12 protein-coding genes are annotated in these 14347 nt (G+C 39.7%); 7 read left to right on the top strand and 5 right to left on the bottom strand.

Translation table 11 applies throughout. The annotated features are described in order from the left end of the window. Positions 1–209: 209 nt before the first annotated feature. Positions 210–2417, top strand: coding sequence for a GumC family protein (locus AACW45_RS13710; RefSeq protein WP_190633153.1), 2208 nt, complete (start codon positions 210–212; stop codon positions 2415–2417). A 194-nt stretch (positions 2418–2611) separates the two neighbouring features. Here AACW45_RS13710 and AACW45_RS13705 read toward each other — a convergent pair whose 3' ends face one another. Continuing rightward, the gene (locus AACW45_RS13705) at positions 2612–3091 is read right to left on the bottom strand and encodes a hypothetical protein (protein WP_096646928.1); all 480 of its coding nucleotides are present in this window, start codon (positions 3089–3091) and stop codon (positions 2612–2614) included. Positions 3092–3271: 180 nt separating this feature from the next. On the opposite strand from AACW45_RS13705, the gene AACW45_RS13700 reads away from it, so the two are divergent. From AACW45_RS13700 to AACW45_RS13690, 3 genes are all read left to right on the top strand, one after another. Next, positions 3272–4558, top strand: a complete 1287-nt coding sequence (locus tag AACW45_RS13700; RefSeq protein WP_190633152.1) for a hypothetical protein — start codon at positions 3272–3274, stop codon at positions 4556–4558. 187 nt (positions 4559–4745) lie between these two features. Next, positions 4746–5777, top strand: coding sequence for a hypothetical protein (locus AACW45_RS13695; RefSeq protein ID WP_190550806.1), 1032 nt, complete (start codon positions 4746–4748; stop codon positions 5775–5777). A 482-nt stretch (positions 5778–6259) separates the two neighbouring features. After that, complete coding sequence (locus tag AACW45_RS13690) at positions 6260–7252, top strand: metal ABC transporter solute-binding protein, Zn/Mn family (RefSeq protein WP_190633151.1); 993 nt, start codon at positions 6260–6262, stop codon at positions 7250–7252. 25 nt (positions 7253–7277) lie between these two features. Here AACW45_RS13690 and AACW45_RS13685 read toward each other — a convergent pair whose 3' ends face one another. The 3 genes from AACW45_RS13685 to AACW45_RS13675 are packed head-to-tail and all read right to left on the bottom strand — an operon-like array spanning position 7278 to position 9696. After that, positions 7278–7694: a DUF2358 domain-containing protein gene (locus AACW45_RS13685; protein WP_190633150.1), complete on the bottom strand. Its 417-nt coding sequence runs from the start codon at positions 7692–7694 to the stop codon at positions 7278–7280. 19 nt (positions 7695–7713) lie between these two features. Further along, a complete protein-coding gene (locus AACW45_RS13680) occupies positions 7714–8868 on the bottom strand; it encodes a glycoside hydrolase family 10 protein (protein WP_190633149.1) in 1155 nt (384 codons plus the stop codon). Positions 8869–8880: 12 nt separating this feature from the next. After that, the gene (locus AACW45_RS13675) at positions 8881–9696 is read right to left on the bottom strand and encodes a DUF1206 domain-containing protein (protein WP_190633148.1); all 816 of its coding nucleotides are present in this window, start codon (positions 9694–9696) and stop codon (positions 8881–8883) included. A 225-nt stretch (positions 9697–9921) separates the two neighbouring features. Here AACW45_RS13675 and AACW45_RS13670 point away from each other — a divergent pair, with 225 nt between their 5' ends. From AACW45_RS13670 to AACW45_RS13660, 3 genes are all read left to right on the top strand, one after another. Then, the gene (locus tag AACW45_RS13670) at positions 9922–10788 is read left to right on the top strand and encodes an alpha/beta fold hydrolase (protein ID WP_190633147.1); all 867 of its coding nucleotides are present in this window, start codon (positions 9922–9924) and stop codon (positions 10786–10788) included. Between the two features lie 309 nt (positions 10789–11097). Beyond that, positions 11098–11553 carry a pentapeptide repeat-containing protein gene (locus tag AACW45_RS13665; RefSeq protein WP_190633146.1) on the top strand — a complete coding sequence of 152 codons (456 nt, stop codon included), beginning with the start codon at positions 11098–11100 and terminating at the stop codon, positions 11551–11553. 757 nt (positions 11554–12310) lie between these two features. Then, positions 12311–12745: a CAAD domain-containing protein gene (locus AACW45_RS13660; RefSeq protein ID WP_096648046.1), complete on the top strand. Its 435-nt coding sequence runs from the start codon at positions 12311–12313 to the stop codon at positions 12743–12745. Positions 12746–13083: 338 nt separating this feature from the next. Here AACW45_RS13660 and AACW45_RS13655 read toward each other — a convergent pair whose 3' ends face one another. Then, positions 13084–14139 carry an S-layer homology domain-containing protein gene (locus tag AACW45_RS13655; protein ID WP_190633145.1) on the bottom strand — a complete coding sequence of 352 codons (1056 nt, stop codon included), beginning with the start codon at positions 14137–14139 and terminating at the stop codon, positions 13084–13086. Positions 14140–14347: the final 208 nt, after the last annotated feature.

The raw sequence follows: 14347 nt of genomic DNA, 5'->3' as shown, positions 1-14347 counted from the left end.
CCCCAGATGAAAATCTGTCATTTGTAGTTTTTTGCTGATATTTTATATAACATTGTTAATATTAAACAATTATTCAGTAAATATATTGATGATTTACTAGGGTGCAGAGACAGACTAGCCAACTTCGGAGCAATCTAACTACCTATACCAAGATTGAATCGAAGAATTCACCTGTGTAAGGAATATAAGTAGTTTATTTGACAAATGCTATGCTGAAGTCAGAAAAAAATTCTCACCCGTTATCACAAGCAAACTTTACCCAATTCAATGATGATGAAGGGGGGTTAAATCTCGGTCAAGTTGGGGCTGTTCTCCGGCGCAGACTATTGTTAATTGGTGGTACCACAGCCTTAGTAGCGACAGCCGCAGTCCTCAAAGCAGAAACAGATCCCCCAGTATATCAAGGTACATTTGAGATTTTAACTAAGCCAGTGACCGGGGAAGATAAGGTCATCGCCAACATTCCCCAAACTATCAGTGGTCAAGATGTAGCGGCTCCTGAGTCAACCAAAGAAGTTCAGACAACGATCGCAGTATTACGCAGTCCGAGAGTGTTAAATCCGATTGTGGAAAAACTGCAGGCGCAATACCCAGGTCTGACTTATGACACGCTGGTTTACTATTTAGTAATTACATCCAGTAAGCCAAATATCTTAAATATTCAATATACCAGTTCCGATCAAAAGTTTGTTAGCGATGTTTTAAAGCTGCTATCTGATGCTTATTTGCAATATAGTTTGCAGGAGCGACGAGCGGATGTAGACCAGGCAATTGAGTTTGTTGATAAACAAAAACAGCCACTGGAAAAGAGCCTAAAATATTGGCAAGACCAATTGCGCAATCTGCGGCTAGATAATAACTTGATTGAACCAGCACAAAAAGCGCAAGAATTATCGACTCAACTAGCGAGTTTAAGACAACAACGAGTTGAGAATCGAGTCCAGTTGGAGCAAATGGTAGCTAGCTATGAAGAATTACAAAGAGAATTAGCGCAAGCACCTGGTGAGAGAGCAGGTAATTCTTTGCTGAGTGATAACGCTCGCTACCAAAAGATTTTAGACCAAATCCAAGCAGCAGATATTGCGACTAAACAACAGTCAGCTGTATTTACAGATGAAAACCCAGCAATGGAGACTCTCAGACAAAAGAAAGATTCTTTACTACCATTACTGGCGCAAGAAGAAGCAAGGGTACAAAAAGATTATCAAAGCCGCATTCAACAACTTTCAGCGCGCGATCGCTCTTTGGATGAGAAAATCAACAATGTTTATAGCGAGATTAGAAAGTTAGCCACAATCAGCCGCAATTACGACAACATCCAGCGCGAATTACAAATTGCTAACGCCGCCCTCACCCAATTTACAACTAAACAGCAGTCTCTACAGATCGAGAAAGCCCAAAAACAACAACCTTGGGTATTACTCGATCCCACACTCACTAAAGTCAATGAACCTTTAGCAATCTCCGATAGTGCTAAACGCAATTTAGCATTAGGTGGTCTTTTAGGTTTGTTATTGGGTGTAGGTACAGCTTTAGTAGTAGATAAACTCAGCAATATCTTCTACTCTTCTCAAGAACTCAAAGACGCTACCAGACTACCCCTACTGGGAATCGTTCCTTTAAGAAAAGAACTAGAAGCAGTGAAAGACAACTTTTCCAAAGGCGTGCAAAATACCGATGGAGCCTCTTTCTTTGAAGTTTTTCGTTCTCTCTACACCAATATTTTGCTGTTGGGTTCGGATACGCCGATTCGCTCTTTAGTTATTAGTTCCGCCCTTCAAGGAGACGGTAAATCAACAATTGCTACCCAGCTAGCGCAAGCTGCTGCGGCAATGGGACAAAGAGTATTGCTAGTAGATGCTAATTTACGCGCTCCCAGCTTACACAATCGCGTCGGACTGATGAACATTCAAGGCTTGACAGATGTGATTTCCCAAGACCTCGATTGGCATAATGTCATTGAGCCATCGCCTTTAGAGGATAATATGTTTGTCATGCCAGCAGGGCCAATTCCGCCAGATTCAGTCAGGTTACTTGCATCGCAAAAAATGCATAACTTGATGGAGGAATTGCAAGTCAGCTTTGATTTGGTAATTTATGATACACCTCCTCTATTGGGATTCGCTGATGCTTACTTGTTAGCGGCGAATACAGATGGTTTAGTACTGGTTGCTGGTTTAGGTAAGCTGAAGCGGACTGCACTACAGCAAGCATTAGAACAAATCCAGATTTCTGGTACTCCTTTGTTAGGCTTAGTAGCGAATAAATCTAAAGATGCTGTACCTGTTTCTTACCAGTACTATCAACAGTATTACAGACAGAGTCTTAGTGCTGAGAGGGTATCTGTAGATATCGCCAGTACCAATGGTAAATCAGCAGGGATGGCTTCTACTATCAGTAAAAATCCAAAACGCTAAATGAGAGCATAGTAGTCAATGTAGGGGTTGTTAATTCGCTTATCCCGCAATCCCGCCGTCACCCTAGAAGGGTGCGGCTAATTGAACGAAGCCTGCTTTTGGCAGGCTTTGTAATGATAGCCACAGGCTTCCAGCCTGTAGGCGATATATCGGGTATGGGATAATACGGTTCAGTTAAGGATAAATGTAGGTTGCTATTGATCGGGTGATTTTAATGCTCGATCTAAAATTTGGCGTGCTTCTTCAGCTTTGCTTCGCGCTTCTTGGTAGCGTAAATTCGCTTGAGCGAAATTCTTCAATAATTTAAAACCTTCTTTGAGGCGAGAAATTTCCTCTTCTGTGACAGAATCATCTGAAAACAGCACATCTACCGCTTGGCGAATTTCTAAAGCTTCAGTACGCGACTCTTGAACCTTGAGCTTGAGTGTAGCCAAGTTACTGAGAACCTGAACAGCTTGAGTAATAGCATCTTCACCACTGCTAATCTCAGAGGTTGGTTCTTTCACCTCAATTAATTGTTGCGGGCCGAATCCCTCTTCAAGTTCTGTGGGTAACTGGCCAGCATCCATCAATTCCATCAGCCGATCCATTGCTTTATCACGGGCTTTGGCTGAATCTTTACCAGGAACAGTGATAATAAGGTCTGGACTTTGAGGGATAGTGTACTGAACCATATTTTAGGCAGATAAATTGCTGTTTAACCAAGCCAGGGATTAATTTTAACATGGATATAGTTGCCAAAAATAGCGAACATTATTTCTAAATTTAATTGTCGAGCTACCACCCCAGCCACTGAAAATAAAACTTTATACTTGAGAAAGAGAGTAAAAAAAAGTTAACAGGAGGGGAGGACAATGGCTCCCAATCCCAGCATTATGCAAGCGGTGGAACAATTGGGTTATCGCGTCACTGTTGGTGATGTCGCCACTCAAGCTGGATTAAATATCGCTGAGGCGGGACAAGGTTTATTAGCTTTAGCATCTGATGCTGGCGGACATCTGCAAGTAGCAGAATCAGGTGATATTGTCTACTTATTTCCGCGTAATTTTCGGAATGTTTTACGTAATAAATATTTGCAATTACGGCTCCAGGAATGGTGGCAGAAAATTTGGGGTGTTTTATTTTACCTAATTCGCATTTCTTTTGGGGTATTTTTAATCGCTTCGATTGCCTTAATTACGATTAGCATCTTTATCATCATTACAGCGATGAACTCAGATCGCGATAATGACAATCGCAGCAGTAATTATGGGGGTGGCTTCTTTTATTTCCCCGATTTATTTTGGTATCTTAGCCCCAATTATCAAACTGAATATCAGGAAAGAAGACGCACCAGAAATGAAAGTAGCAATTTGAATTTTTTTGAAGCAGTATTTTCATTTTTATTTGGTGATGGTAACCCAAATAGCAAGCTAGAAGAAAGGCGTTGGCAAGAAATTGCGGCGGTAATTCGCAATCATGGTGGTGCAGTTGTTGCCGAACAAATAGCACCTTATTTAGATGATATTGGTGAAAAATATCAACAAGAATATGAAGATTATATGTTACCTGTGCTGTTAAGATTTAATGGAAAACCAGAGGTGAGTCCAGAAGGGCAAATTGTCTATTACTTCCCAGAATTACAGGTGCAAGCTAGCAAAAAATATCATCAATCTGTACCAGTATATTTAGAAGAATCTCTGTGGCGTTTTAGTGCAGCTAGTTCTGGACAAAATCTCCTGAGTGCTGGCTTAGGGGTAGTGAATTTTGTTGGCGCTTTAGTATTAGGAAGTTTGCTCAGAGATGGTACAGTTGCGGCTCAAATAGGTGGCTTGGTAGCTTTTGTCCAAGGAATTTATTGGCTATTGTTAGCTTATGGTATTGGTTTTTTAGGTATACCCTTAGCCCGTTATTTCTGGATTCAATGGCGGAATAGTAAAATTTCTGCACGTAATCGCGATCGCCTGTCTCGCGCTAGGCTATTAACAGATGTGGATACTAGCTTACAAAATAAACTGGATTACGCTCGTCAGTTTGCTGCTGAAAATGTCATCGGCAAAGAAGATATAGTTTACTCTAGCGAAACTGACTTACTAGAACAGGAAGTTGAGCGTTCAGCACAGATTGATGCAGAATGGCAAAAGCGATTGGATCAATCATAAGTAATTCAGACAAGAGCCAAACTCAAACAATGGCTGGGCATCTTGCCCAGTCTAGTAAAATTCGAGAGAACCCATCGACACAATCAGTAAAAGAAAAGGTTTTAATATTTACTCAAAGTTTGAGTTACCGCGAAAGTCACGGATTGTGGCATAATAAGCCGACGCATACAATACTCGGCAACTAGTCGTGGAATATAACGAATCGATCAATGACCTTGCTGCTGCTTTACAACAGCCAGCCGATCTTAACTTTGAACTGCCCGATCCAGATGACGAACAGATTCCAGAATCGGATTTTCAACAGCAGCTAGATGTAGCATGGCAGGTTTGCGATCGCTTTGATTTACAAACCGAAATCTGGCGCGGGCGAATTTTACGCGCCATCCGCGATCGCGAAAAGAAAGGCGGTGATAGTCGCGGTACTGGTTTTCTCAAATGGCTCAAAGAACGAGAAATCAGTAAAAGTCAAGCCTACGCCTGGATTCAGCTAGCTAACAGTGCGGATACGCTGCTAGAAGAAGGCAAACTTGACCCCAATGCAGTCAATAATTTTAGTAAACGCGCCTTTGTCGAAACTTCCAAAGCTTCCCCGGAAGTACAACAAATGGTGAGTGAAGCAGCGCAAAAAGGCGATCGCATCACTCGGCGCGAAGTTCGTCAACTCACCGACGAATGGACAGCCATGTCGTCAGAATTGCTACCCGAACCAGTCAAGATAAAAGCCGCAGATAACACCCTTCCCCCCCGCTACATCGCGCCATTGGTGAAGGAACTGGAAAAACTCCCCGAACCCCACCAAAAATATTTACAAAAAGAAATTGCTGCTAACCCAGATGTTGATACCTTAAAGCAGGTAACCAACGAAGCCCGCTATTTAGCAAAATATTTAAAATCTGCGGCGCAAGTCCAAGCCTTAACCCAAGCCGACATTGATATAGAAACCGCCTTAGAAGAAGCGCAACGAGTTGGCTGTTTAACCATAGCTGCTGACTTAGTCAATCAAGCATCGCAAATGGAACAAACCATCGCCAAGTTATACATGACTTGGAAGCGCATTAGTAATTTAGCCGATCGCTTATATGTAGATACAGGTGCAAGTACACCCAATTTGCGATCGCTTCTCAGCAGCATAGAACCTCTAGGTAGCGAAATCATGGAATTACAACTGAGTGGCACTATCGAACATACCATTCGCTTGCAAATCCAGGAAATGAATTAGACTCAAGAGTCCATAGTCAAATGTCCATAGTCAAGAGTCCATAGTCAAGAGTTGAGAATTTCTGAACTGTTGACCGTTGACTGTTGACCGTTGATCGTTGACTGTTGACTGTTGACTGTTGACATATATTTATAACTTTATTCCTGTATTTTACAACACAGAAATTCTAACTTCCAACTTATATAAATTCACCCCCATCACGCTAAAAGTTAAGCCTTAAGCAAGTCAGTAGTAAATAAACCAAACTATATTCCCAAACTTCAATAGACTTAAAACTATTAACAAATGACCATTGACCATTGACCATTGACCATTGACCAATGACTATTGACTATTGACCATTGACCAATGACTATTGACTATTGACCATTGACCAATGACTATTGACTATTGACTATTGACCAATGACTATTGACTATTGACCATTTATCTTTAATTACACCGACTTCCTAAGAACAGATTATAATCAGCCGGAGTGAATAATGTTAAAAAAAATACGTAAAATTAATTGTTTACCTGCTGTTATCTTTACTTTGACCATTGGAGTTGTTGGTTGTGGAAATCAAGCCACAAGTACCTCATTCAGTCAAAGCACCACTAGAGTTAATTATAATTTACCGCGAGTTGTCGCCACTACGAGTATCTTATGCGATTTAACTAAACAAATTGCTCAGAATACAATTAACCTAACTTGTTTAATTCCTCCAGGTACAAATCCTCACCTTTACCAACCAAAGCCGGAAGATAGAACAGTATTAGAACAAGCAAATCTAATTCTATATAACGGCTATAATTTAGAACCAGGATTAATCAAACTAATTAAATCAACTGACAGCCCAGCAGCGAAAATTCCTGTAGCGCAAATTGCAGTTCCTCAGCCACAAAAGTTCCGCCAAGGTAAAAATATAGCCGCAGATCCTCACATTTGGCACAATGTCAAATATGGGATCAAAATGGTAGAAGTAATTAGTAATAACCTAACAAAAATCGAACCCAATAATAGCCAAACTTATAATAGTAATAAACAAAAAATTACCGCCGAACTGACTCAATTAGATAAATGGATTAAGACGCGAATTGCTAGCATTCCCGAGGATAAACGTATATTAGTTACTCCTCATAATGCCATGAGTTATTATGCTAAAGCTTATGGTCTTTCATTACTGGGAACTTTACAAGGTGTTAGCACTAATAAAACACCAACATCTATACAAATAAGAAACTTAGCGAAAAAAATTAAGCAAGAGAAAGTACCAACAATATTTAACGAAACAGCAATTAATTCTAATGATATAGAATCAGTAGCCACAGCCGCCACAGTTAAAGTTTCCGAGAGCAAGCTTTATACTGATGGTTTAGGAGAAGGTGGAACTGGGGTAGAAACCTATCAAACCATGATTACAGCTAATACGCGGACAATTGTTGAAGGTTTAGGTGGAACTTACCTCATATTTCAACCTAAGACTGCAAACTAACACGATAAAAGATGCGATCGCCTGCTTAACTTTCTCCACCTTTTTTGAGAAACTGCTGTAAAATCTCTGTAGGCGGGCGATCCCAAGTATCTATATGCTCATATATCAAGCCATTTTGATTAAATTTATAAGTTGAATACCCATTAAAAAAGATTTTCGCTTTCCAAGGAACGCGCAAAACCCCACGCACTGTCCACTTGGCTAAAATCGTATCTTCTGCTGATTGATACACTTCATGTAAATCAAAGTAAATTTGTGTAAAAAATAATTGAGCGTGAAAGCGTAAAGTCCAAAATATAATTCGATAGTTAAATTTATATTTAAACTTATTTACTGGGTCGCGAAAATAAATATCCTGGGTATATATATCGTAAGTAATATCTTTTTCAAACAACGTCGGTAAATCATGTTTGAGAATTGTAATTACCTGTTCTATCTGCATTAATTTACCCTGCACCTGTTTAAAAAAGATTTCGCAAAAACCGTTCTAACTTTTGCCACCAAGATAAACTTCTTTGGCTATTTACAGCACCTACATGCAAATCAGCTAAAGTGGGAAACGATGCCGATTGGGCATACAGTTTATTACGCAGTAATTTCGCTAAAGCGCCATCATTTTCTCGTAAACCTTCATAAAAAAAGAATACCTCTCCCTTAATTCCTCTTTTGCGATTACATTCAATTGCCTTAATTAAATATTCAGGACTAATACAATAGGAACCAAGTTTCATCAAAATTCCTGGTGCTAACTTGGTTAATGTTGCATCTGTAAATTGTTCAGTTATCAAGCGATTAATAATACATTTATAACTGAGAAAATCGCGACGATAAATTTGCGGGTGAATCATATCGACTATTCCCCGCTTGAGCCAGGTAACTGAATCTTGCAAATATTCTTTAAATCCCCAATCATAAATATTGGGGGACATAGACACAATTAAATTTGGGTTAATGGCTTTTACTTCTTGATAAAGACGGGCTAAGAATTCAGTTAAAATATCTGCACGCCATTGTAACCATTGTCTATCTTGGGGGTTTACTGGCGGATCTTGGTGAAACTGTTGACGGTAAAGGGCGATAGTTTGCTCATCATAGCCACCTTCAGCAGGTAAAGCGGGTAAGCGATCGTCACCTTGAATGCCATCAACATCATAATTCTTGACAACTTCCAAGACTAAATTTAACAGAAATTCTTGCACTTGCGGATCGAGGGCATTCATCCACTCAAAACCATTCTTTTGCAGTAGTTTACCATTGCGATCGCGCGCCGCCCACTCCGGTTTTGTCTGCAACAGCAACCCGCCATTAGCATTGTAAGAACTGGCAAAGCCATATTCAAACCAAGGTATAACTTTTAACCCCACCCTTCGCGCTTCAACAATTAATTCTCTTAAAGGATCTCGTCCAATAAAATTAGAGTTAATTTCTACACCAAATGTTTGCTGCATCAATTGGCTAGGGTAAAAAGTTACTCCCTGATTCCAAACCACAGGAAACACCACATTAAATCCTGTCTCCGCCAAAAAATTCATCGCCTCAGCAATGCGTTGCTGAGACCTCAGTACTTTACTATCGGTATTAGTTAACCAAACACCGCGTATTTCTATCAAGCTCATCTGCCGCAATTTTTAATTCACGACTAGCTGACTATACCGCGCTTTGACCACCATATAAATACCATAGGCAATTAAACCCAGTGCTACAAAGCCTAGAAGCCAAGCGCCATAAGCTTGTTGCGCTAAAGCCTGTAACGCCTCATCTAAACCGCCAGCAGCTTGCGCGTTAGATTGAGTTGCAGCTTGAATCAAAAACCAACCAATAATACAAAATACAATTCCCCTAGCTATTAACCCAAATCGACAAATACCCATCACCCACTTTTGTTCTTTATAGCTTAACTCAGTTAAATTTAATTCTCTGCGAAATTTAGCACTATAAGCTTGATAAAACTGATAAAAGCCTAAGCCAATAATAAATGCTCCCACAGTTCCTACTAACCATTGACCAAATGGTTGATCAAGTAATCTCGCTGTCCAATCTTGAGTAGAGTTACTATTATTATTACCTCCATAACCTAAGATAATTTGTACAGCACTAAAAGCTAAACTTCCATATAAAAAACCATTAATTATATAACCAATTCGTTGTGCCCAGCCTTTAACATCAGTACCTTTATTTTCTGGATCTTTGATTGCTTGCACAAAACGCCACAGCACATATCCAATTAAGCCAATTGCTACCAAAACCAGCAGAAACTGACCAAATGCTTGTTGTGCAATAGTTTGTAAAGCTCCTTGCGTATCAGTTGTTCGCCCACCAGTACCAAAAGCCACCTGAGCCGCTAGTAAGCCAACGATACTGTAAACTATTCCTTTAGATGCATAACCAAACCTTGCTAATCTTTCTACCCATCCTGAAGGATGATGCATTAGATGTTGTGTCATATTAGTTGCCGATAGAAATAATATTTTTTAGCAAGATTTAACAGGCATCTACATCTATCTATTGATTAATTTAGTAAATACTAAAGAAATATATTTATCGATTTTTAACAAAAAAGCTATTAATAAAACTTCTCTTTTAACAGATGTTTTCATGAGAAAAACATCAGCATAATTCAATCATCTGTGATAGATTTTTACGGTATTTTATCTAGTGGGGTAAGATTGATGACTGCTGTAATCCAACCTTCTTGGACTCACGAATATATCACTACCAATGGTGTAAAACTGCATTACGTTACCCAAGGTGAAGGCCCTTTGCTGTTGATGTTACATGGGTTTCCTGAATTTTGGTATTCTTGGCGCTATCAAATCCCAGAATTCGCTCAATATTTTAAAGTTGTCGCCTTAGATTTACGTGGTTACAACGATAGCGATAAGCCAAACCAGAAATCTGCTTATGTGATGGATGAATTTGTCAAAGATATTGCGGGAGTAATTCAAGGCTTAGGCTATGAAACATGTGTATTAGTGGGACATGATTGGGGAGGTGCGATCGCCTGGAATTTCGCCTATACTTATCCAGAGATGTTAGAAAAATTAATTATTCTTAACTTGCCCCATCCAGCAAAATTTGCTCAAGGCTTACTGACTCTGCAACAATTAATTCGTAGTTCCTATATTTTCTTTTTTCAGCTACCTTGGCTACCAGAATTACTCATCAAAAGCTCAGACTATGCAGCCATTAAACGAGCATTTAAAGGTATGGCAGTTGACAAGAGTACTTTTACACAAAACGATATCGACGCTTATAAAAATGCTGCTGCTAAACCTGGCGCTCTGACTGCGAGTTTAAATTATTATCGCAACGCTTTGCGGCAGCGAATATTTAAAAGCAATTGGGAAATTTTGACTGTACCAACTTTGATGATTTGGGGCGAAAATGATACGGCTTTAGGGAAGGAACTTACTTACGGTACAGAAACCTATGTTCAAGATTTGCAAATCAAATATATCCCCAATTGTAGTCATTGGGTTCAGCAAGAACAGCCAAAATTAGTCAATCATTATATGCGAGATTTTCTCAGGCTTTAAAAGCGCAAAAATGCTTGTTTTCCGCTCATAATCAGCAATTGCATAAGTTATATTAAAATATCATAAAAAAATATATTAATTTAGGCAATTGCTTTACAAGAATTAACAGTAATTTAATAGGCATCATTTTGCTAAATTTTCTGCCTCATCAAGCCACCAAAACCTTGATAAATCGGCAGTTCATGGACAGCAAATAACTGCCTTACCCAAATCTCTTATGTACTCAATTAACATAATTGCAGAAAATTAGTGAGATAATAGAACTGTGAGGAAAAGAACGGATTTTACTTGAGTACCAAGGGGGATATTATGAAACTCCAGCTATTAGCAGTTCTAGCCTTAGCCACTCCCCTCTTTTTCACTACCGCAGTCAAAGCTGATAACCCGCAAGACTTACAAAAGTTGTTAACAACTGGGGAATGTATTAACTGTAATTTAAGAGGTGCAAATCTCAGTAGCGCGCATTTAATTGGAGCCGATCTCAGAGGTGCAAATCTCCAAAATGCTAATCTCAGTGAAGCTAACCTTGAAGGTGCCGATCTCACTGGTGCTAACTTAACAGGAGCAAACTTAACTTCAGCTTACATAACCAATGTGAATTTGAAGCAAGCCAACCTCAATAACGCCAATTTAACTCGTGCCAAGATTTACGATTCTAATGTTTATCAAGCATCAATGAATAATCTCACCATCACTGATGCCGAAATCTATCACACAGGAATCGGTATTGGTGGCGAAGATGCGGAAATTCCCGATTGGAAATAAGCTAAACTGATGAAGTATTAGCATAACTTGGAGTTTGTAGATTTAGGATAAGAAAAACTAAATCCTAACCATCTAAATCCTAAATCTCTCTCCAAAAATGAGTAAAAGATTCTCAGAATTTTGTCGTTGACATGTAGACATTGAATTTTGCCAGCAAGGGCTAATCAACAGAAAATAGGTAGGAGTCCATAGTCAACAGATGACAAAAAATTCAGCCAAAGTTATTTTTAGGCGATCGCTCAATCTACATAGATGCAATACCATAAAAATAACTTTCTGTCTAGTCTATTTCAACACATAAAAACTTTTATTACAGATTAATATCACTAGCAATGGTTTAATTGACTCACACTGCTTAAGATAGCTTTAATATCCGGCTAAATCGGGTTTGAGGCTTGTATAAATAAGGAGTGGACTGACTTTTGCGTAATTTGTACTTCTAATTAAGTACCATAATGGGCAACTGACATGACATGGGATAATAGCAACCTGAGGATTCCAGTTGATTTAAAAACAGAACTCAGAAAGCTGACTTTTATAGTTCCTGCTGCCATCTGACTTCTATCCTCCTACTTAATTGCTACCTGGTAGTTGATCGAGTAGTAGTTAAAGGACAATTATGGTGATAGGACACTAAAACCATTTTGAACCCAAACTCAGTTGTAACGATGCTCAAGAGCATCACCTAATCAACACCCTTGAGGTTGTAATTGTCCGGATTAGAGAAACTCAACTGTTACAATTTATGGAAGCGAAAATGCAAGAACCGGAATTCACAGAAACCAAGTCTTCAGAGACCACGATGACAGACATCAACAATCAAAGCGGAACCATCACTAAACTCCAGCCACCCGCGCAGTCTCAAGAGCAATGGCTAAAATATGGAGAACAAATCTCAAGCTTTTTAGGGACGCTACCTGAATATCTAGGAAACTTCTTTAATCAGTATAAGCAGCCCCTAGTTTCCATCGGCTTAATCGTCGGAGCAGTTGTTGCCGTTAAGGTACTATTGGCAATCCTAGATTCTCTCAACGACATTCCCTTAGTAGCACCTACCTTTGAATTAATTGGTATCGGTTACTCCGCCTGGTTTGTTTATCGCTATCTACTCAAAGCTTCCACCAGGAAAGAATTAACCAACGAAATCACCACACTCAAATCACAAGTTGTGGGCAAAAACGCTCCAGAGTAATGTATTGCTGAACACAGTTTTTCTGCCTAATCAGCATCCTCAGTGCTGTCATTAGAAAGAAATATCAGTCAAACTGGTCACAATAAATTTTATTAAACTGTAGCCGCACCTTGATTGGTAGCGGCTACAGATTTAAGAATCCCTTGACTTTCCCCCACAAATGAGCATCGCGAAATTTGTCCAGTCAGGGGATTTTTAAGCTATTCTGCTTTTAATTTCCACAATCCATCGTCAAGGCTGTTGACAGTTAACAGTTAACAAGATAATCGTTAATTGTGGGGGCATTGGCACTGCCATGCCCCAGAGCGCGTATTTATGCAATTTAGACACGCATTACCTTACTTAGGTAAGCGAACAATGTTATTTGAGGGAATTGCTTCCAACCGTCCCCGATAAACTAAAGCTTGATGAACCATGGCCGCCACTTCAGCTCTAGTAGCTTCTTGATTAGGCGCAAAAACTTCCAAATTAGGATAGTTGACAACCAAACCATTAGCTGTTGCCGAAGCTACCTTATCAGTCGCATATTGAGGAATATCTTTAGCATCTTTGTATATTTTTAACACCTGCTCTGGCGACGCAGGGGTTTTCAGATTCAAGCCGCTAACCAAAGCCACTAACACTTGTACGCGAGAAATCTTTTGTTCTGGTTGAAAAGTTTGGTTAGGGTAACCTTTCAAAAATCCTGTACTAATAGCTTGGTTAATCGCCGGAATTGCCCAGAATTTATCTTGAATATCCTTAAATTTGGGCGGATTATCAACAGGCTTCTCTTCAAAAGCTTGTTGTAATATCGCTGCAAATTCTGCACGAGTTACAGGCTGATTCGGTCTAAAAGTGTAATCGGGAAAACCCTTAATCGTACCGCGAGCAGAAAGAACATTAATAAACTTCCGACCCCAAAAATCATCAGGTACATCGTTAAAGGCGATTGGTGGTGGGATAGCTGACTTTTTCTTTGCCGGCGTTACCAAAGAGAACGGTGGTGTCAAAGGTTTGCTAGCAGACAAAGGTGCTTGTACTTGCGCCGGAGTAACAGGAGCGATCGCAATTGGTGGTAAAACAGAGGTAGAAGGTACCTCATCGCTAGTTAATGGTGCCGTACTAGATTCAACATTAGGTGTCGGTACAGGTGATGGTACAGTCTCTGTTTCTGTATTAGGCTGCACTTGGGGAACAGGAGAAGGTAACCCTGGATTTTGCTGAATATTGGGTGAAGTAGCGGGAGATAAAGAAAATATCTCACCTACATTCCAGTCTGAATCCTTACGAGACAGCGACCAAAAAAGAATCACGCCAATCGTGCTAAAAGCAACCAGAACGGCGATAAATTCATCAAAGCCAAGGGGATTTTTTGAAGATGACTCAGGATCGGGAGGTGGCGTGTTTGTCATCGTAGCACCCTACTAGGGAGAAATAGGTATCTAAAATCTATTGAACAATCAAATCTTAATACCCAAATTAATTTTCAGGATCTTTTTGGCTGCATCATCTGCATAAAATGTTACCTCATAAGCAACAAGCCTCATCTCCCCCAGCTCCCATCTAAACCTCCGGATTACTCCCGCCAACCTTTACCGATGAGGAGGATGGATGTAGGTT

The sequence above is a fragment of the Calothrix sp. FACHB-168 genome, from assembly GCF_963889195.1.
In the GTDB taxonomy this organism is placed as follows: Bacteria; Cyanobacteriota; Cyanobacteriia; order Cyanobacteriales; family Nostocaceae; genus Aulosira; species Aulosira anomala_A.
This window is presented reverse-complemented; position numbering and strand designations above follow the sequence as displayed.

What these genes read in the sequence shown, in the direction of transcription:
- AACW45_RS13675 (WP_190633148.1), bottom strand. Translation starts at nt 9,696, where the DNA reads ATGACACAACATCTAATGCATCATCCTTCAGGATGGGTAGAAAGATTA.
- AACW45_RS13660 (WP_096648046.1), top strand. Translation starts at nt 12,311, where the DNA reads ATGCAAGAACCGGAATTCACAGAAACCAAGTCTTCAGAGACCACGATG.
- AACW45_RS13655 (WP_190633145.1), bottom strand. Translation starts at nt 14,139, where the DNA reads ATGACAAACACGCCACCTCCCGATCCTGAGTCATCTTCAAAAAATCCC.
- AACW45_RS13710 (WP_190633153.1), top strand. Translation starts at nt 210, where the DNA reads ATGCTGAAGTCAGAAAAAAATTCTCACCCGTTATCACAAGCAAACTTT.
- AACW45_RS13680 (WP_190633149.1), bottom strand. Translation starts at nt 8,868, where the DNA reads ATGAGCTTGATAGAAATACGCGGTGTTTGGTTAACTAATACCGATAGT.
- AACW45_RS13685 (WP_190633150.1), bottom strand. Translation starts at nt 7,694, where the DNA reads ATGCAGATAGAACAGGTAATTACAATTCTCAAACATGATTTACCGACG.
- AACW45_RS13700 (WP_190633152.1), top strand. Translation starts at nt 3,272, where the DNA reads ATGGCTCCCAATCCCAGCATTATGCAAGCGGTGGAACAATTGGGTTAT.
- AACW45_RS13705 (WP_096646928.1), bottom strand. Translation starts at nt 3,091, where the DNA reads ATGGTTCAGTACACTATCCCTCAAAGTCCAGACCTTATTATCACTGTT.
- AACW45_RS13670 (WP_190633147.1), top strand. Translation starts at nt 9,922, where the DNA reads ATGACTGCTGTAATCCAACCTTCTTGGACTCACGAATATATCACTACC.
- AACW45_RS13665 (WP_190633146.1), top strand. Translation starts at nt 11,098, where the DNA reads ATGAAACTCCAGCTATTAGCAGTTCTAGCCTTAGCCACTCCCCTCTTT.
- AACW45_RS13690 (WP_190633151.1), top strand. Translation starts at nt 6,260, where the DNA reads ATGTTAAAAAAAATACGTAAAATTAATTGTTTACCTGCTGTTATCTTT.